Annotated in this window: 28 protein-coding genes, 1 tRNA gene and 2 pseudogenes; 22 read left to right on the top strand and 9 right to left on the bottom strand. The window is 38.1% G+C overall.

Annotation, left to right across the window (positions count from 1 at the left end; genetic code table 11):
- Positions 1 to 83: 83 nt before the first annotated feature.
- Complete coding sequence (locus HT708_RS07815; protein ID WP_138703280.1) at positions 84 to 350, bottom strand: tyrosine-type recombinase/integrase; 267 nt, start codon at positions 348 to 350, stop codon at positions 84 to 86.
- 158 nt (positions 351 to 508) lie between these two features.
- Positions 509 to 1008, bottom strand: a pseudogene (locus tag HT708_RS07810) (S24 family peptidase); the annotation flags it as partial.
- Positions 1009 to 1495: 487 nt separating this feature from the next.
- Between HT708_RS07810 and HT708_RS07805 the strand changes: the two are divergent.
- From HT708_RS07805 to HT708_RS07790, 4 genes are all read left to right on the top strand, one after another.
- On the top strand, positions 1496 to 2368 hold the full coding sequence (locus HT708_RS07805) for a DUF4300 family protein (protein ID WP_000749590.1): 873 nt from the start codon (positions 1496 to 1498) through the stop codon (positions 2366 to 2368).
- 12 nt (positions 2369 to 2380) lie between these two features.
- Positions 2381 to 2560, top strand: coding sequence for a hypothetical protein (locus HT708_RS07800; protein ID WP_000216060.1), 180 nt, complete (start codon positions 2381 to 2383; stop codon positions 2558 to 2560).
- Positions 2561 to 2672: 112 nt separating this feature from the next.
- Positions 2673 to 2984, top strand: coding sequence for a hypothetical protein (locus HT708_RS07795; protein ID WP_000420573.1), 312 nt, complete (start codon positions 2673 to 2675; stop codon positions 2982 to 2984).
- 3 nt (positions 2985 to 2987) lie between these two features.
- Entirely contained in the window at positions 2988 to 3704 is a 717-nt protein-coding gene (locus HT708_RS07790; protein ID WP_023936133.1) for an alpha/beta hydrolase, read from the top strand.
- Between the two features lie 129 nt (positions 3705 to 3833).
- Here HT708_RS07790 and HT708_RS07785 read toward each other — a convergent pair whose 3' ends face one another.
- Genes HT708_RS07785 through HT708_RS12185 form a run of 3 tightly spaced genes read right to left on the bottom strand, consistent with a single transcriptional unit; the run spans position 3834 to position 5683 of the window.
- Positions 3834 to 4649, bottom strand: a complete 816-nt coding sequence (locus tag HT708_RS07785) for a TIGR03943 family protein (protein ID WP_172926231.1) — start codon at positions 4647 to 4649, stop codon at positions 3834 to 3836.
- Entirely contained in the window at positions 4646 to 5551 is a 906-nt protein-coding gene (locus HT708_RS07780; protein ID WP_000123628.1) for a permease, read from the bottom strand. Before HT708_RS07780 ends, HT708_RS07785 begins: the two co-directional genes overlap by 4 nt.
- Positions 5552 to 5683 carry an SPJ_0845 family protein gene (locus HT708_RS12185; protein WP_000268685.1) on the bottom strand — a complete coding sequence of 44 codons (132 nt, stop codon included), beginning with the start codon at positions 5681 to 5683 and terminating at the stop codon, positions 5552 to 5554.
- A 162-nt stretch (positions 5684 to 5845) separates the two neighbouring features.
- Here HT708_RS12185 and HT708_RS07775 point away from each other — a divergent pair, with 162 nt between their 5' ends.
- From HT708_RS07775 to tatA, 6 genes are all read left to right on the top strand, one after another.
- Positions 5846 to 6205 (top strand): hypothetical protein, encoded by a 360-nt coding sequence (locus HT708_RS07775; protein ID WP_007284914.1) that lies wholly within the window; start codon positions 5846 to 5848, stop codon positions 6203 to 6205.
- A 107-nt stretch (positions 6206 to 6312) separates the two neighbouring features.
- Positions 6313 to 7185 (top strand): iron uptake system protein EfeO, encoded by an 873-nt coding sequence (gene efeO, locus HT708_RS07770; RefSeq protein WP_172926230.1) that lies wholly within the window; start codon positions 6313 to 6315, stop codon positions 7183 to 7185.
- A 5-nt stretch (positions 7186 to 7190) separates the two neighbouring features.
- Positions 7191 to 8405, top strand: a complete 1215-nt coding sequence (gene efeB / locus HT708_RS07765) for an iron uptake transporter deferrochelatase/peroxidase subunit (protein WP_119943626.1) — start codon at positions 7191 to 7193, stop codon at positions 8403 to 8405.
- Entirely contained in the window at positions 8380 to 10068 is a 1689-nt protein-coding gene (locus HT708_RS07760; protein ID WP_172926229.1) for an FTR1 family protein, read from the top strand. Before efeB ends, HT708_RS07760 begins: the two co-directional genes overlap by 26 nt.
- On the top strand, positions 10069 to 10800 hold the full coding sequence (tatC, locus tag HT708_RS07755) for a twin-arginine translocase subunit TatC (protein ID WP_172926228.1): 732 nt from the start codon (positions 10069 to 10071) through the stop codon (positions 10798 to 10800).
- On the top strand, positions 10784 to 10954 hold the full coding sequence (gene tatA, locus HT708_RS07750; RefSeq protein ID WP_000512112.1) for a twin-arginine translocase TatA/TatE family subunit: 171 nt from the start codon (positions 10784 to 10786) through the stop codon (positions 10952 to 10954). The genes tatC and tatA overlap by 17 nt, the downstream gene beginning before the upstream one ends.
- 135 nt (positions 10955 to 11089) lie before the next feature.
- Here tatA and HT708_RS07745 read toward each other — a convergent pair whose 3' ends face one another.
- The 4 genes from HT708_RS07745 to HT708_RS07730 all read right to left on the bottom strand — a co-directional run bounded on the left by HT708_RS07745 (position 11090) and on the right by HT708_RS07730 (position 13186).
- Complete coding sequence (locus tag HT708_RS07745) at positions 11090 to 11449, bottom strand: type II toxin-antitoxin system RelE/ParE family toxin (RefSeq protein ID WP_000221462.1); 360 nt, start codon at positions 11447 to 11449, stop codon at positions 11090 to 11092.
- A complete protein-coding gene (locus HT708_RS07740; protein WP_023941319.1) occupies positions 11439 to 11723 on the bottom strand; it encodes a type II toxin-antitoxin system RelB/DinJ family antitoxin in 285 nt (94 codons plus the stop codon). The genes HT708_RS07745 and HT708_RS07740 overlap by 11 nt, the downstream gene beginning before the upstream one ends.
- 189 nt (positions 11724 to 11912) lie before the next feature.
- The gene (locus HT708_RS07735) at positions 11913 to 12155 is read right to left on the bottom strand and encodes a type B 50S ribosomal protein L31 (RefSeq protein ID WP_000710764.1); all 243 of its coding nucleotides are present in this window, start codon (positions 12153 to 12155) and stop codon (positions 11913 to 11915) included.
- A gap of 95 nt (positions 12156 to 12250) precedes the next feature.
- Entirely contained in the window at positions 12251 to 13186 is a 936-nt protein-coding gene (locus HT708_RS07730) for a bifunctional oligoribonuclease/PAP phosphatase NrnA (RefSeq protein WP_138703273.1), read from the bottom strand.
- A gap of 103 nt (positions 13187 to 13289) precedes the next feature.
- Between HT708_RS07730 and HT708_RS07725 the strand changes: the two genes are divergently transcribed.
- The 12 genes and pseudogenes from HT708_RS07725 to HT708_RS12340 form a co-directional block, all read left to right on the top strand.
- On the top strand, positions 13290 to 13733 hold the full coding sequence (locus HT708_RS07725) for a flavodoxin (RefSeq protein WP_000241950.1): 444 nt from the start codon (positions 13290 to 13292) through the stop codon (positions 13731 to 13733).
- Between the two features lie 115 nt (positions 13734 to 13848).
- Positions 13849 to 14115, top strand: coding sequence for a chorismate mutase (locus HT708_RS07720; RefSeq protein WP_000362492.1), 267 nt, complete (start codon positions 13849 to 13851; stop codon positions 14113 to 14115).
- Complete coding sequence (crcB, locus tag HT708_RS07715; protein WP_172926227.1) at positions 14112 to 14486, top strand: fluoride efflux transporter CrcB; 375 nt, start codon at positions 14112 to 14114, stop codon at positions 14484 to 14486. Before HT708_RS07720 ends, crcB (HT708_RS07715) begins: the two co-directional genes overlap by 4 nt.
- Entirely contained in the window at positions 14480 to 14809 is a 330-nt protein-coding gene (gene crcB / locus HT708_RS07710) for a fluoride efflux transporter CrcB (RefSeq protein WP_023933607.1), read from the top strand. The genes crcB (HT708_RS07715) and crcB (HT708_RS07710) overlap by 7 nt, the downstream gene beginning before the upstream one ends.
- 118 nt (positions 14810 to 14927) lie before the next feature.
- Positions 14928 to 15275: a 50S ribosomal protein L19 gene (rplS, locus tag HT708_RS07705; protein WP_001068669.1), complete on the top strand. Its 348-nt coding sequence runs from the start codon at positions 14928 to 14930 to the stop codon at positions 15273 to 15275.
- Between the two features lie 40 nt (positions 15276 to 15315).
- A tRNA-Arg gene (locus HT708_RS07700) sits at positions 15316 to 15387 on the top strand.
- 272 nt (positions 15388 to 15659) lie between these two features.
- The gene (locus HT708_RS07695) at positions 15660 to 15848 is read left to right on the top strand and encodes a type II toxin-antitoxin system HicA family toxin (RefSeq protein ID WP_001131503.1); all 189 of its coding nucleotides are present in this window, start codon (positions 15660 to 15662) and stop codon (positions 15846 to 15848) included.
- Positions 15849 to 15905: 57 nt separating this feature from the next.
- Positions 15906 to 16283, top strand: coding sequence for a type II toxin-antitoxin system HicB family antitoxin (locus HT708_RS07690; protein ID WP_000921490.1), 378 nt, complete (start codon positions 15906 to 15908; stop codon positions 16281 to 16283).
- A gap of 88 nt (positions 16284 to 16371) precedes the next feature.
- On the top strand, positions 16372 to 16533 hold the full coding sequence (locus HT708_RS07685; protein WP_000077979.1) for a type II toxin-antitoxin system RelB/DinJ family antitoxin: 162 nt from the start codon (positions 16372 to 16374) through the stop codon (positions 16531 to 16533).
- Positions 16534 to 16578: 45 nt separating this feature from the next.
- The gene (locus tag HT708_RS07680) at positions 16579 to 16893 is read left to right on the top strand and encodes a nucleotidyltransferase domain-containing protein (protein WP_000263130.1); all 315 of its coding nucleotides are present in this window, start codon (positions 16579 to 16581) and stop codon (positions 16891 to 16893) included.
- Positions 16874 to 17248: a HepT-like ribonuclease domain-containing protein gene (locus HT708_RS07675; protein ID WP_001257560.1), complete on the top strand. Its 375-nt coding sequence runs from the start codon at positions 16874 to 16876 to the stop codon at positions 17246 to 17248. Before HT708_RS07680 ends, HT708_RS07675 begins: the two co-directional genes overlap by 20 nt.
- A 1-nt stretch (position 17249) precedes the next feature.
- Positions 17250 to 17584, top strand: a pseudogene (locus tag HT708_RS12340) (site-specific integrase); the annotation flags it as partial.
- Between the last annotated feature and the right edge of the window lie 85 nt (positions 17585 to 17669).

Here is a 17669-nt window from a genome sequence, read left to right as displayed (position 1 = left end):
TTTTCATTGAGTATGAAATAAGATATGCACAAATTGATTAGAAAAGTCAAATGAATTTCTACAAATGTTTTAGCAATCGCAATCTACTTGTCTAGATTCAATCTGATATATTTTCGATTTAATGATATGGTATTTAAAACCTCCAAAGCAGCTTGCTCCATTATTTTACTTACGTGAGTGTAGATGTTATTTATTGTTTTAGCGTCTTTGTGTCCCACTCTAACCATTATAGCTTTTAATGGGATATTCTTCTCAGCTAGTGTACTAAAGAGTGTGTGCCTGAAAATATGGGAACTAAGGGGCTGGTTTATCGGTTTCGCTAGTTTAGTATTTGCCTTTTGAAAAGTGATCTTAAATGCCTTTCTCTAAATTTACATATCACTATTGTTTAACAAAATATAATCTGCTTTAGGTCACTTATTCTTTTTTGAAATGTAGAATGAACTTTTTCAAAGTTTTTCGAATCTTTTAAAATCTGTTTGTTTTATATCGTCATTCTCCCTCTTTTTTAATTCTCCCTATACAGCCTGACAACTTTTCCGATGGTGCGAATACGGTTGCTTTCGTCTAGGCAGATGTCGGGGTATTCGGGATTGAGTTTTTTGAGGTAGCCTTGGCGGAGTTTCTTGACATAGTTAGCACCGTCTACTTGGAAGATGCCGATGGTATTATAGTCAATCTGTGGGGGATTCTTGATAAATAGGTAGTTGCCGTTTCTTATCTTTGGCTCCATGGACCTGCTGACGACATAAGCGATTACGTCGTAGTCGTCTGAGATTTCATCCTCATAGAATGGAAACTCATATCTAAATCGTCATCCTGCATCGAGCGGCTACCTGCAGAGATAAACTACCTAACACGAGAGTAAGTAGTCTGTCTGTAGTCGTCCAGTCTGATGATTTTTATGATACTTCGTTTATCTTCGTTTTTCTGCTCATACAGTTGCCTCTCGGCATAGGTCAGGAATTTACCTTGTCTGGGTGATGCCCGTTGGTCGTAGATAGATTGGGTATCGCTAGGAGAATCCTTTTGAACTGGAGGAAAGAGGCATCAATCAAGCTACTGAATACTTTAGCTAAGTCAAATATAGTATTTTTCTTAGTAGACCTAACCCTTTTTTCATAATTTCCAAGGGTGTTTTTACTTATACCTATCTTAGTACCCAATTCTTATTGAGTCCAACCATTACTAGTCTGTATTGTTTTATTTTTAGCCTCTAACAATCGCAATCTCTTCTTTATCTACGAATGAAATCGCTTTCTGTTTTTATAAGTAAAGCATAACGCGAAATCCACGAAAATGAAAACTTTGTTGTGTTTTCGTAAAAAAATTGTTGACAGAGCACGAAACGCCTATTATAATTAAATCAAGCTTAAGGAAATAACAAAAAAACAAATCGGAGGGAAAGACGATGAGCATATTAAATGAGAAAGTAATCAATATCTGTAAATCAGTAGTTAAAGAAACTTTAATCCAAGACATTTAGGAGAAAAAGATGAAGAAATCAAGAAAATTAGCCATATTAGGAATCTGTTCAGCTTTGTTTTTAGGCTTGGCAGCTTGTCAGCAAGATGCTACAACTTCGAATGGGACGAGTCAAAGGCAAAGTAGTTCAACGAAAGTTCCATGGAAAGCTTCATACACCAACCTAAACAATCAGGTAAGTACAGAAGAGGTCAAATCTCTCTTATCAGCTCACTTGGATCCAAATAGTGTTGATGCCTTTTTTAATCTCGTTAATGATTACAATACCATTGTCGGCTCAACTGGCTTATCAGGAGATTTCACTTCCTTTACTCACACAGAATACGATGTTGAAAAAATCAGTCATCTCTGGAATCAAAAGAAGGGTGATTTTGTTGGGACCAACTGCCGTATCAATAGTTATTGTCTTTTGAAAAATTCAGTCACCATTCCAAAACTTGATAAGAATGATCAATTGCTTTTCCTAGATAACGATGCGATTGATAAGGGGAAGGTCTTTGATTCACAAGATAAGGAAGAGTTTGATATTCTATTTTCGAGAGTTCCAACTGAGGCAACGACGGATGTCAAGGTTCACGCTGAAAAGATGGAAACATTCTTCTCCCAATTTCAATTCAACGACAAAGCTCGAATGCTATCTGTAGTCTTGCACGACAATCTGGATGGTGAGTATCTGTTTGTAGGCCACGTTGGAGTCTTAGTACCGGCTGATGACGGTTTCTTATTTGTAGAGAAATTGACTTTCGAAGAGCCCTACCAAGCGATTAAATTTGCCAGCAAGGAAGATTGTTACAAGTATTTAGGCACCAAGTATGCGGATTATACAGGCGAGGGACTGGCTCAGCCTTTTATCATGGATAATGATAAGTGGGTTAAACTTTAATGGTGGTATGATATGACAGTAATCCTAGGACTTTTATTTCTATTTTTGATGAGTTGGTGGGTTATTTCAATCGTTAATAGCCAGAAACCACGAAAAAATGAAACATTTATTGGCTATATCCAAAGATACGATATTGATGGGAATGGCTATCAATCAGAAGTATGGGAAGTGACTGAGGAGGAAGATTTATAATTAAAGAACAGACTCGTCTTTACAGTATTGCACCTATTTCCAGATAGTCCATTTGTAGTTTTATCCAGATTGCTATATAATTTAACTTAGAGAAAATAGGAGGACTAATCAGATGGAATTAAAAGATTTTACAGAAAAAGAACAGGAAATGATAAAGAATGGGCTGACGACGTCTAAGATTAGTGACAAGGAAACTGCTGAGAAGATTCTTGCGCTTGTCCCACAAGACTTGATTAAGCGAATCCCATTTTTCGTCAGAAAACATGCTACGACACGTACGATTAAACGCATTTCAATCGAACACCCTGAACTCTACGCTGCAGCTCAAACAAGTGGTGAGATTCCAGAAAAAGAACGAGAAGAATTACGTCAGATTATCACAACTATCTTTGAACAAAAGATGAATAAGCATAGTATTAAGTAGAGAATGAAAATGTATTTTATTGGCGGTTTGGGAAGCAATGTCTATCATAGCAAGGATCTTCTTCAAGAACTAGATTCGCAGGTCTATTTTCTAAATCCTTATGAAAAGCATCTTCGAGATGAAACAGAATTGAAATCATGGTTTAAAAAATCGATAGAAGAGGAAGAATCTATCTGTCTGATAGGCCATTCTCTTGGAGGAGATTTGGCTCGTTATCTCGCATCGGAATTTCAAGAAGTGAAGAAACTGATTCTTTTGGATGGTGGCTATCTAGATTTAGATAAGATTTTACCTTTAGATACAGAGTTAGAGGAAACTAAAAATTATATCAAATCTCAAATCGTTTCGGACTTAGCTCTTCTTATTTCTAAAGAAAAATCTGAAGCAAAGCATTGGTCAGAAAATATGGAGAAAGCCGTAAGGCAGTCCTATCACTGGAATTCTGAGTATAATAGATATGAGTTGGCTATAAATTATGAAAATATAGAAGCGATACTCCGCTTACGGAGAAAAATACAAGCTTTTAAGAGAGAAGTGGGAGATACCTTGTTTATTAGTCCTCGCTATCCTAATGAAGCTACATGGAGAGAGGAAACACTAAAAGAATTACCAGATTATTTTGATACTATTTTTCTAGAAAACGTTGGCCATGAGCTTTATACTGAAGCACCCAAAAAAATCGCTAGTATGATTAATGAGTGGCTCTCTTATTCTCACTGAGTTGCTTGTATGGCTTGAAATGGTATAAGATGAAAATCTACAAGTCACTAATTCTCATATAACAAAAAAAACGAACAGGCTCTTTTCTGTCATTCAGAAGAGAACTTGTTCGTTTTTATCTTGATTTTCTTAAAAAGCTCGATAAACATAGGGATTTTCTGGTTTATCGACTTTTGTAAAGCTGTCGATTTCCAAGGTTGGGAGATTTTGTTTGAGTTCTTTATGGTAGTGATTGAGCAGTTTTCCTTTGGCCGTAATCCAAGTGTTGTTTTCATACTGCCGGGTATTTCCCTTGGTCAGCAATCCATAGACACCAGAATCTGCGATACAGTGGATAATGCCGAATCGGAACAGAAATTGACTATTGGCATGACTGGGGTCGTTATAGACAAAGCCTGTAAACTGGATTGTCTTGCCCTCAAACTCATCTGGATAGTCGTAGATAGCCTCCATGACCTCCATATAGTTTTCATTAGTGATCTGAATGCTATCCTGGGACAAGTATTTATCCGCCGCCGTTCGCATTTCCTTTTCATAGGCTGATTTTGAAAAATAAGAACTGGTGTCTGGTTTCAAATATTGGCTTGTCGTCCCTTCACTTGTCTGAATGGCTAGATCCGTTCCTTCCGATAGGGGGAAATGATAACCTTTAGCAGAAACGGTCTGAGAATCCAAGCTAACAGTTGGGAAAGTTAAGCCGATGACAAGTGGAATAGCCAGAAGAGAAATACTCGTCATCTTGGCCAATCGGCTGTTCAGATGACTGTGGGTTTTGATTTGCTTCATCCAGATATACAATTGAACAATTGCCAAGATAAAGGAAAGCACCATGGAGATATAGGCCAGATAGGAATAGTGCATGTTGATGTACTGGTTTAGTTTGCCCGACAGATGGAGGTAAAGAGTCAGTTCAAAATAGCCAGCTAAAACTAAAAATCGAATCATAGGATGACTCCAATCAAGAGAGAATAGGCTAAAACGACCAGAGTCACAATCGTAATGAAGTGACTAATAAATCGTGCTTTCAAGTAATTTTTCATCATGAGAATATTTTTGATATCCAGCATTGGGCCAATGACGAGAAAGGCCAGAACTGGAGCCAAACCGAAACTCGAGAGAAGAGAAGCACCTATAAAGGCATCCGCCTCACTACAGAGCGAAAGAAGAAAGGATAAAATCATCAAGAGCAGGATGGCAAAAAGAGGGGTCGCACTGATAGAGGTCAGAATCCGAGTCGGAACGTAGACCTGTATTATAGAAGCAAAGAGGCAGCCAAATACCAAATAACGCCCCGTATCAAAAAATTCATCAATGGCCTGCACAAAGACTTGAAAAACTTTTTTTGCAGAACTCAAGTAAGAAAAATCATGCTCATGACAAGTCAGACGATTTTCTTTCTGAATCGGTTCTTGCCAGAAAAATCCTAGAAAAATTCCTAGTATTACAGCCACAAGAATGGAACCCAGAGCTCGTAATAGGGCGACATGGAAGGAGTTGCCAAAGGCAGAATAGGTCGCAAAAAGAACAATGGGATTGATAACAGGTGCTGTCACAAGAAAGGGAACGGCCGTGTAACTGGGAACCTTTTTTTCCAGAAAACGATTGATAATGGGGACGATTCCACATTCACAAGAAGGGAAAAGTATACCAACGAAGGTGCCAAAAAAGATTCTCCCCCAACGATTTCGAGGGAGAAAATGATAAACCCTGTCAGGTGTGATATAGACCTCAATCAGCCCTGAGACAATGCTTCCTATCAGAACGAAGGGAAGGGCTTCAATGATAATGGAGAGGAAAATGGCTCCAGTTTGAAGTACACTAGATGGGAGTTGTTGAAAAGCAGTCATCTAGTTTTTCTTTTCTGCTTTGGCTTTTTTCTCTTTGTCATCAGGGAAAGTGACTTGTTTCAAATCTGGGAGTTTAGCAAACTCTTCAAACATCTTGTCCAAGTCGTCTCGTTTTGTAAATTTTACAGCCATAGGTGTACCTCGATTCTAAATTCCACCTCTATTATACTATTATTTTGAGGAAAAGGGAAAAGTTAAAATTGAGTATCTAACGAATAATAGAGTTTGATATATCCTGATATACACTATGATTGTGATATAATAGTTGTGGAATAACGGAGGAAATTATGGATCATGAAAAAAATCGGTCAGATTACCGATGAAGTAAAAGAAATTTTTGATATTGTTCTTGAAGCGAGCGACATAAAGGTCAACAAAGACGGTTTGAGAAGTCATATGATAAAAGGCCATCACAATGATGTGATTCATCATATTGAAGACCTGGAACTCATACTAAGGAACCCAGATTTCGTCGGCATCAATCCACGAGAGAAAGACGCCAGTTTTGAATATGTAAAAAGATTTGATAATAATGTTCTTGTTGCGATTAAGTTGCGATTAAGTTACATAAAAGTGGTGATTTCTTTTATGTTCCGACCATGTATCGTTTACAAGATTACAAGTTACAAAGTCGTATTAAGTCTGGTAGATTGAGAAAACATAACATTAAATTGTCTGAAAATTTATTGACAGATTAGAAAAAACATAGTATAATGAAACGTAAGATGAATTCAGGTTTCCTGAACCGATAGGAGTATACAATGAAAAAACTAGGTTTTGTCCTTTTATCTTCAGCCTTGCTATTGACAGCTTGTGCAGTCCGTTTTGAAAAATCAACCGAGACAACCGATTCGTCCAAGGTGACAGCCTTGTCTGAAGACAAGCAAAAAATGCTTGATAAGGCTACTGCTGACTATAAGACTTTTGTGCAAGACCAAATCGATAAACTGTTGACAGATACAGAAGGCTTTGTCAAACTGTTGAAAGAAGGTAAGTTAGAAGAAGCTAAGAAGGTCTATCCACTGATTCGTATGTCTTATGAGCGTTCAGAACCGATTGCCGAGAGTTTTGGTGAGTCAGATGTCAAGATTGACTTCCGTTTGGCAGACTACATGGACGAAAACAAGACAGAAGAGGGATGGTCAGGTTTCCACCGTATTGAGCGTATCCTTTGGGAAGACAATACAACTAAAGGAACTGAAAGCTATGGTGATCAGTTGGTCAATGATATCAAGGAATTGAAAGCCAAGATTGCAACTGTTGATGTGGACTACAAGGTTATGCTGACTGGGGCAGTCGACTTGCTTAACGAAGTTGCAACAAGTAAGATTACAGGGGAAGAGGAAATTTATTCTCATACAGACTTGTATGACTTCCGTGCCAATATCGAGGGAGCTGAGAAGATTTTCCAACTCTTTAAACCTTTGCTTGAAAAATCAGACGCTAACCTAGTTAAAGAATTGGAAGCGGACTTCAAGTCTGTCAATGATTTGTTGGACAAACACATGACCGACAAGGAACACTACAAGCTCTATACTGATTTGACAAAAGAAGATACCAAAGAATTGTCAGAAGCTGTGACAAAACTTGGTGAACCTCTATCACAAATGGGTAAATTTCTTAGTGGAGAATAAGAGTCATGACTGAAAAAGACGAAAAGTTTTTTGAAAAGAAAATGGACCGTCGAGAATTTCTAAAAAAAGCAGGGATTGGAGGGGCTGGTTTAGCGCTAGGACTCTCTGGTGCTTCTGCTTTTTTCGCACCTAAGCTAGGAAGTCAGGAAAAAATCTCGTACGGAAATGAAAAAATTGCTTTTTATGGCAAGCATCAAGCTGGGATTAGTACGCCCATGCAAAAGAATATCTATTTTGTTGTCTTGGACCTGCATACGACGGATAGAGATAAGATTATCCAGCTATTCAAGGATTGGACGGATTATAGTGCCAAGTTGGTTGAGGGGGAATTGGTCAAAAAAGATGGCCAGAATGCTCTCTTGCCTCCGAGTGATACTGGTGAGACAGTCGGGCTCAACCCTCATCGTTTGACGCTGACTTTTGGTGTGTCTGCGAGTTTCTTGAAAAAGATGAACTTGGAAAACAAGCGTCCTCAAGTTTTCAGGGATTTACCGCCTTTTCCTAAAGAGCAATTGCGTGAAAAATATACTGGTGGAGATATTGTCATCCAGGCCTGTGCAGATGATGAGCAGGTTGCCTTTCACGCTATTCGCAATCTCATCCGTAAGGGGAGAAATGCCGTGACCCTTCGTTGGAGTCAGTCTGGTTTTGCAGCTATCGGGGATCGAATGGAGACTCCGCGTAACCTCTTTGGTTTTAAGGATGGAACAGCAAATCCAACCAAGGAGAAAGACTTTGACCGCGTCATTTGGGCTGATAGTAAGGACTGGATGGAAAATGGTTCTTATATGGCAGTTCGTCGGATTCAGATGTTTTTAGAAACTTGGGATCGTACTAGTCTTGAAGAACAAGAAAATACCTTTGGTCGTTACAAGGAAAGTGGTGCCCCTTTCGGTAAGAAAAATGAGTTTGATGAAGTGGATTTGAGTCTTTTGCCTGATGATTCGCATGTTCGTTTGGCTAAGGAAGTGGACAAGCCGCTTTTGCGTCGTTCTTATTCTTACTCTGATGGAATTGATGAAAAAACTGGCCAGTTTGATACGGGCTTGCTCTTTATTTCTTTCCAGAAGGATCCTGATAACTTTGTCAAGGTTCAAACCAATCTAGGCGCTACTGATAAGATGAATGAATACATCACTCACATCGGTAGTGGACTCTTTGCTTGCTTTGGTGGTGTGGAGAAAGGGGGCTACATTGGTCAGAAATTATTGGAAGGCTAAAAGCTGGTTACTAGTTTTAGCTTTGTCATTTTTAATTCTTTCCCCAGTAGATGCCCAAGAAAGCTTGAGTTCTTACTTTGTGAAAATCACAGATGCTTCTAAATCAGTGAAAAATGGGAATCAGTCTGAGGCCCAGAAACTTGTTCAAGAGATGGCATCAGACTTTGAAAGAGTAGAAGATAGCAATTCTGAGGCTGGTAAAGTTGTTAAGGAAAAGTTAGCTCAATCAGGCGAGATTACTGAAGACAAACTCACCGAAATTTCTGCAGCCCTATTAGCTTTTGAAAAAGAACAAAATCCTATTGACCTAGATGCGGAAAAGGAAAAATTGCTAAACCGTCTGAGTCTACGTTTTGAAGCCTTGGAACAGACTATTACTTCCAAAGATTTGGAAAAGGTCCGAGAGGCCTTTAAGAAAATGAATTCCACTTGGACCATCAATGAAAGTGTGGTTCGTGACAATAGTACGGCCCATTATGGACGTGTTGAAACAGCTATTTCTTTCTTGCGTAGTAGTATGGAAACCGAGCCTACAGATTTTAATTCAATCCAGATTTCCTTTGAGGACTTAAAAAAGGCTATTGATGATTTTGTAGCTGGAAAAGCAGTCGTAGCAACATCTTCTGATTTGAGTCTTAAAGACGGTATTGCCCTTTTGACAAAGGCTTTGGAACAATTCCAAGCTGGTGATCAAGCATCAGGAGCAGCTAGCATGAAGGAATTCATCACTATCTGGCCAACGATTGAAGGCTCTGTTAGCACGACCAATCCTTCCCTCTATACTCGAGTGGAAAGTGAAAGCCCTGTGATTATGGTCAAGGGAAGTGAGAAGGAATACCAAGAAAAATTAGAAAAACTGATTGCAGATTTATCACAAATTGATACTAGCGCACGTTACAATGCCTTTGATGCCATGCTGATTCTCCTGAGAGAAGGGGTAGAGGCTCTCTTAATCGTCATGGCCTTGGTGACGACCTTGAAAGCAGCCAAGATGCGAAAGGGACTTAAGTGGGTTTATGGTGGTGCTATCACTGGAATCATGGCTAGTCTCCTTATTGCTTTTATCCTGCAAATTGCCTTTCCAGCAGTAACATCAGGCTCCAATCGTGAAATCATCGAAGGAGCAGTGGGAATTTTTGCAGTAGCTATGATGATTTTGATTGGAATCTGGCTCCACAGCAAATTCTCGGTCAAAAAATGGAATACCTTTATGGAGTCACAAATGGAAACAGTGACCAAGACAGGCTCCTTTATTTCCATGTTTGCTCTCAGTTTTCTAGCTGTTTTCCGTGAGGGAGCAGAAACCATTCTCTTTTATGTTGGGATTTTACCAAGGATTTCCAGCTTTGAATTTGTCTTGGGAATCTCACTTGCCTTACTGGTTCTGGTAATTATTGCCATAGTGATGAATAAGGCCAGTCAATTCTTCCTGCCACATAAGGTCTTCTTTATCCTGACTTGGATGATTTATGCCCTAGCCTTCAAGATGCTGGGAGTTAGTGTCCATGCTCTTCAGTTGACCAATATGGCACCAAATCACTTGCTGACAGGCTTTCCAACGATCGATTTGCTTGGAATTTATCCAAGTTGGGAAGGCTTGGTCAGCCAGCTAGTCTTTGTTATTATTGTCTTGATTGTCACTTTTAGACAGGGTGAAAAATAGATGGACAGAAAAGAATTGACAATCGTGGAACATCTGGTAGAATTTAGAAAGAGATTATTGGCTGTGGTCATTTGTTTCTTTTTGGTATTCTGTGTCTCCCTACTTTTTGCAGACCAGATTTACCAGTATGTGACCCAATCTTTTCAGCAAAAGTTGATTGTTTTAGGACCCAATGATATTTTATGGATATACATACGTTTGGCTAGTCTGATGGCCTTTACCATCACCTTGCCTTACACGGTGTATCATATTTGGTCTTTCATCAAACCCGGTTTAAAGAAGGAAGAAGCTAGAGCGATTTTTGCCTATATTCCAGCTAGTTTCCTTTGTTTTCTAGTTGGACTGGCTTTTGGTTTTTACTTTGTAACACCAGCCTTACTTCAGGTTTTATTAGGGCTAGGAGAAGGACTATTTGAAACGCAGTTAACCGCCCAAAATTATCTGTCTTTTGTTTTTCAAACGACCTTACCCATGGCTCTGGTTTTTGAATTACCAGTTATCATTGCCTTTTTGACGTCGATTGGCCTCATTGGACCAGAATTATTGATTGCTTATCGCCGATATGCCTATTTTATCTTATTGGTACTTGCAGTCATCTTGACACCAGCCGACTTTGTCAGCGATTTGGCAATGACTACCCCCTTGATATTACTCTATGAATTGAGTATTACCATCAGCAAACACATTATGAAACGCAAGCAGAAAGGAGCGAGAAATGGGAATCTTACGTGATATCGGAGCACCAGGATTGATTATCATCGTTTTAGGAGCTCTCTTGATTTTTGGACCAAAACGATTACCTGAACTAGGCGAGTCAATCGGTAAAATGCTATCTGAATTTAAAAAAGCAGTTAAAGGAACTGAAAATCAAGATAAGGAAGATTAAATCTGGTCTAATTAAAAAACTTTGTACTCTGGAAACCATTGTGTGGCTAGCTAGAGTGCAAAGTTTTTTTATTTTTTAGTTAAAATGAAGACTGTGTTCCTTATAAGTACAAGGTTATTAAGAGAGTGGTGGACATTAAAATGATGATTTTGAGTTTTTGTTATTTTTGCTTTGGAGCAAGGTAACATAGTCACTTTTGGTGTGAAATAAGTGGGAAAGAAAAACAGTTCTTTGAGTCTGGTCGATAAAGTAAAGCAAGATATACTGACCGATAATTTTTCCTCGCGTAGGGTACTTACTGTTGATTTTTAGTCCGATTTTTTCATCTGCATCAAAGCCAGCTTCAGGAAAAGTTTCTAAACTTTTTAAGCCGTCTAAAATTCTGGCTACAGTATTCTTAGCAGACTGAGGTGATAAAAGAACAGTAGTAATGTAGTCATGGATACTGTCAATTGCTTGACTCACTTCGGTAGATAGAATCACTTTATAAGTCATATCGTAGCCTCATATCATCTAGGGAAGTTCCTTGTCCGGATTCATATTCTCTTAAGGCGCGTTCAGATTGGGCTTGTAGTTCTTGAATCAATCGTTCACGGTGTAAATCTTCTGCAGTTTTTATTGGCAAATCCTGTTCGAGAACAATCTGCTCGATAAAAAGACTAATAGCATCCGTCATAGTCATTCCTTTTTCCTTGATGATAGCTCTAGCTTGTTCCATTGATGACTCATTGATTTTAAAATTGTACTGTTTAGTAAGTGATGTCGTCATGGTATATCTCCAATCTATACTATATATAGCTAGTATATATCTTTTATATTTTTTAGGCAAGAGAAAACTTTGTACTCTGGAAGCTATTGTGTGGCTAGCTAGAGTGCAAAGTTTTTTTGAGTATGGAATATGAGAACAGCAGTTGATTTCAAGAAACAAAAAAGAACAGCCGAAGCTGTCTTTTTATCATTATTTGAGACCGTATTTTTTGTTGAAACGATCCACGCGTCCATCTGCTTGAGTGAACTTTTGACGTCCAGTGTAGAATGGGTGTGAGTCTGATGAAATTTCCACACGGATCAATGGGTAAGTTTCGCCTTCGAACTCAACTGTTTCGTTAGAGCGTTTTGTTGAACCGCTAAGGAATTGGTAACCAGTAGTTGTGTCCATGAAGACAACTGGGCGATATTCTGGATGGATATCTTTTTTCATTTTGCAATATTTCCTTTCTGCCATGGTCTCTTTGCGAGCCATAGATTGTTACCATACTAGTCTATCAGATTCTGAAAAGTTTGGCAAGTATTTTATCAGTTTTTAAGCAAGTTTTTTAACTTTTGGTAGATGATTTCGTTTTCTTCTAGGCTATAGGAATTAGCACCGCTTGCTAGAGGATGGCCTCCACCATCATGTTCTTTGGCAATTTCATTGATAGGATGAATTTTACTGCGTAAGCGAACGCGGTAGTGGCCAACAGCCTGCTCCACAAAAATTCCCCAGAGACTAACACTATCAATGCGTCCAGGTGCACCGACAATGGCTGCAGTTTCAGCATCGGTAACATTAAATTGTTTCAAGACTTCTTGACTCAGGATAACTCGCGCTGCACCATTTTCATCCACTTCCAGATGGTCGTAGATGTAGCCTTGAAGTTTAGCAATTTTGTAACTCATAGTGTCCATTTTGCGAGTGAGAGCCGCAAAGTCAAAGTTCTGTTCTCTTAGATAGGCAGCCAGACGAAGAGTCCGTGCAGTGGTAGAAGGGTAGAGGAAACGACCTGTATCGCCAACGATTCCTGCAAAGAGCAACTCAGCAGCGCAATCTGACAAGGCTAGTTGGGTTGTTTGGGCAAATAGGGTAATCATCTCGCTAGCGCTACTTGAACTAGTATCTACCCAAGATAGGTTACCGTATACATCATCATTTGGATGGTGGTCAATCTTAATGAGAAAATCACCTTGACTATAGCGCTTATCATCGATACGAGCAGTATTCGCCGTATCACAGACGATGACAAGTGCGCTCTGGTAGGCACTATCTTCAACAAGATCCATCTCAGCCATCCAAGTAAGAGTCGGTTCATCATAACCTACGGCTTTGATGTTTTTTTCAGGGAAATGATATTCCAGCAAGGCTTTCAAGCCCACTTGACTTCCCAAGGCATCAGGGTCTGGTTTCATATGACGATGAATGATAATCGTGTCGTATTCTTTGATTTTTTCTAAAATTTGATGGCAAATTTCCATAAATAACCTCAATTCTTTCTCATTTCATTGTAGCACAAGAATTTTTATTTTTAAAATGAAAAAGATGTGATATAATGGAGAAAGATAAATTGAGGAGGACGATATGGTATTAGCAAAAATTGTATTTGCCAGTATGACCGGTAATACCGAAGAAATTGCAGATATTGTAGCAGACAAATTACGTGACTTGGGCTTGGATGTTGATGTTGATGAATGTACAACTGTTGACGCTTCAGACTTCTTGGAAGCTGACATCGCTATCGTTGCGACCTATACTTATGGTGATGGTGAATTGCCAGATGAGATGATGGACTTCTACGAAGACCTAGCAGATCTCAACTTGAATGGCAAAATCTACGGAGTGGTTGGTTCAGGAGATACCTTCTACGATGAATTCTGTAAGGCTGTTGATGACTTTGATCGTGTTTTTGTTTCGACAGGAGCAGAAAAAGGTTCAGAATGTGTTAAAGTTGATCTCTCTGCTGAGGAAGAAGACATTGAGCGCTTGGAACAATTCGCAGAAGAATTGGCTGCTAAAGTAGGATAAGTATAAAAGTGCGCTGATGTAATCAATCAGTGCATTTTTCTTATCGTGAGTTAGGATTTTACTAGCCTATTTGGTGGCTTTTTGATACAATAATTCAAATAAAGGAGGAGACTGTATGGATTTAGATAGTATTCGTCAAGAAATTGATCAAATCGACGACCAAATCGTCAAGCTCTTAGAAGAACGAATGCATTTGGTTGAGGGTGTAGTTGCCTATAAGAAAGCTTCAGGTAAACCGATTTTAGATACTAAGAGAGAAGCGGTTATTTTTGAAAAGGTTAGAAGTCGTGTAGGAGATAAGCGCTATCAGGAAACTATTGTCGCGACTTTTTCGGACATACTCAAACGTTCGCGTGATTATCAGAATCAGAATATCAAATGAAAAAAGAACAATTTTATCCGCTAGGCATTTTTATAGCTGCTATGTTGGGCGGACTTGTGCGCTACCTTGTTTCTACTTGGTTATCAGCCAGTCCAGACTTTCCTTGGGGCACTCTCTTTGTCAACTATCTGGGAATTTTCTGCTTGATTTATCTTGTCAAGGGATATCTGGTCTATAAGGGGACTAGTAAGGGCTTGATTTTAGCACTAGGGACGGGCTTTTGTGGAGGTTTAACAACTTTTTCCAGCCTAATGCTTGATACTGTGAAGCTGCTTGATACAGGGCGTTATCTTAGTTTGATCATGTATTTGTTTTTGAGCATCGGTGGAGGACTGCTTTTAGCTTACTATTTAGGGAGGAAGAAATGGTAATCGTCTATCTTGCAATTGCTTGTGGTTTCGGAGCTTTAGTGCGCTATTTCTTTTCCCGCTATAATCAAACTTCTAAATTGCCCCTCGGAACGCTCATAGTCAATCTTCTAGGTTGTTTTTTAATTGGATTATTCTACAATCATGTGGAGTCTAAGGAAGTCTATGCTATTTTAGCAACAGGATTTTGTGGAGGTTTGACAACTTTTTCGACCTTGAATGACGAACTCCAAAGATTGTTAAGTGATAGGAAGGGATTTTATTCTTATTTAGCTTTGACCTACCTCGGTGGTTTGCTTGCGATTTTTTTAGGAATTCTGCTATAAATTTCTTTACTTTTTGGTGGAAATTTGGTAAACTGTATCTTGTGTGTAATGGACGCACAAAAATACAGTTTATCCGCTGAGGAAGATTCCTCAAGATTGACAAAGATAGGAGAATAAAATGAATCCATTAATCCAAAGCTTGACTGAAGGTCAACTTCGTACAGATATCCCATCATTCCGTCCTGGTGACACTGTTCGTGTACATGCGAAAGTTGTCGAAGGTAACCGTGAACGTATCCAGATTTTTGAAGGTGTTGTTATCGCACGTAAAGGTGCTGGTATCTCAGAAAACTACACAGTTCGTAAAATCTCTAACGGTGTAGGTGTTGAGCGTATCTTCCCCATCCACACTCCACGTGTTGAAAAAATCGAAGTTGTTCGTTACGGTAAAGTACGTCGTGCGAAATTGTACTACTTGCGTGCTCTTCAAGGTAAGGCAGCTCGTATCAAAGAAATCCGTCGTTAATTCGACTAAAACTCTGCTTTTTCAGCAGAGTTTTTATCTAGCTCCCTTAGTTCAATGGATATAACAACTCCCTCCTAAGGAGTAGTTGCAGGTTCGATTCCTGCAGGGGGCATAATAAGAAGCGTAAAGAAACATAAAGAATATTCAAAGTGTTTATTTGTAGGCAATCATCACAATTTAGTTTTTTAAAATAGGTTAGTATTTTTGGAATCTTTGACCAAAGTGTGACCAAAATTTGACCAAAAGTCAATGAATATAGAATAAAGTAGATCAGGAAGCTGGTCTATTTTATTTTGTAGTTATTGAGAAAAAGTGGTTTGTTTTAATTTGACTATTATACACATAATGCGTATAATAGTAAGTGTAAGGAGGTAACGAATATATATGCCACTTACAGGTAAAGAAATGGTGAAACTAGCTCTTGAGAATGGATGGGTTGAAGTTCGTCAAAGAGGAAGTCATCATCATTTTAAGAAAGAGGGTTTTTCTTATCTTGTCACGATTCCAGTTCATGGAAATGAAGATTTGGGAAAGGGATTGGAGAGAAAGATTCTCAAAGATTTAGGATTGTAATTTTTACTTTCCTAAGTCTTTTTACATCAGAGGTAGTAGAATGTTGGGGGTAGTAGAATGTTAAAAACGTATCCAGCTATTTTTCATAAAGAAGGAACAGGATATTGGGTAGAATTTCCAGAATTTGGTGGTGGTACAGAAGGAAAAAATATCGAAGAAGCGATGAAAAATGCTCGAGAAATGCTTGAAAATGTTTTAGCTTCTTATATCGATGAAGGGATGGCGTTGCCTACTCCAAGTGATATTTTAAAGATTGAAGTTTCAGATGGTTTTGTATCAATGATTCAAGTTGATCCTGCGCCTTTTGTGAGAAGTAACAAGGCGATTAGAAAGAACGTGACCGTTCCTGAATGGCTAGTTCGTCTTGCTGATCGAGAAAAGATTAACTATTCAGAAGTTTTGGCACAAGCATTAGAGAAGAAGTTGCAAGTTTAAATTAAAGACTGTATTTATTAGGGAATAAGTTTGATATGTATTGGTAAAAGTGATACAATAGATATACAAGAAGAAAAGGAGAAATGCTATGTCACAAATTGCTGTAAGAGTAGATGATGAATTGAAAAAAGAAGCGACTGCGATTTTTAATGAGTTGGGGTTGGATATGTCAACTGCTGTGAAGTTATTTTTGAAGCAAAGTGTGTTGACAAGAAGTATTCCTTTTGAAGTTAAACTTGATTCTGAGTAAGGTGAAATAAAAGTGTGGATAGATATAATCTAAAGGGGTTCGGTTATGGTTTATACAATAGATCAGATAAAGGAAAAAATTGTTCCTGTTGCTAAACAATATGATTTATCTAAAATTTATCTATTTGGCTCTTATGCTAGGGGCGAAGCTGATGGGAAAAGTGATGTTGATATTGCTTTGGAGTTAGAGGATGATTCTATATATTTTGATGTATATGGTAGACTTTTGACTATTTTTGATGGTAATATAGATATTCTATTGGTTAGTGATTTACTTTCTCCAAAAACAAACATTGGGAAGTTAGTCAAGAAAAATTTTTTGAATGATAGAGAGGTTATTTATGAGAAGTCAATCTCTTGAAACTGATATAGCATATTTGAAGGATATGGTTTTATATCTTGATAAGGCCGATGCTGTTTTGTATAAAGCAAGAAGATATAATTTACCTTTAGATGATGATATGGTAGTTGATTCTATCGCTATGAATTTAGGACAGGTAGGAGAACAGTTATCGTTAGGCAAATTATCAGAGGAAGTAAAACAGAAGTATTCAGATAGGATAAACTGGACTCAGATAAAAGGTTTTAGAAATTTTATTTATCATAATTATTCTAACTTAAATTTTAAAATTATAGAGGGTATATTGAAGGAATCTGTTCCCAAAACGAAAGAATCTTTACACTCGATTATAAGAGAATTAGAAGGTGAATTATAAAATAGAAAATGAAAGAGAAACTCTAAAAACGTATGGAAGATTTGCTAGAAATCGACAAATTTTATTCCTCAAAAAACGAATACTTCCATAAGAGAAATTATTATTGATGAAGATTTAATATCTGTATTGGATGCATTGAAAGAGGAACAAGATAAGGTTCTTTATAATCGTGAAGAATTAAAGAAATATGATTTGGTCTCTTGTGATAGAAGGTATAAACTTTCTACAAATTATGGATTGAATAAATACTTGAAAGTATTTTTATCCGAACTTGGGATAGGTAGCCAAACCATGATAGCAAAAGCAGGCAGGCATATTTACGGTTTATATTTATTAGACTTCCTGCAAAACTAGAATCCTAGTTCATGATTGATAATACCAACAATCAAATTCATTCGTAATCCGAAGCGTTTACGATGAT

It is taken from the genome of Streptococcus sp. 3613, assembly GCF_013277375.1.
Lineage (GTDB): Bacteria > Bacillota > Bacilli > Lactobacillales > Streptococcaceae > Streptococcus > Streptococcus pseudopneumoniae.
The sequence above is the reverse complement of the archived record's forward strand: the minus strand, read 5'-3'. Positions and strand labels throughout refer to the sequence as shown.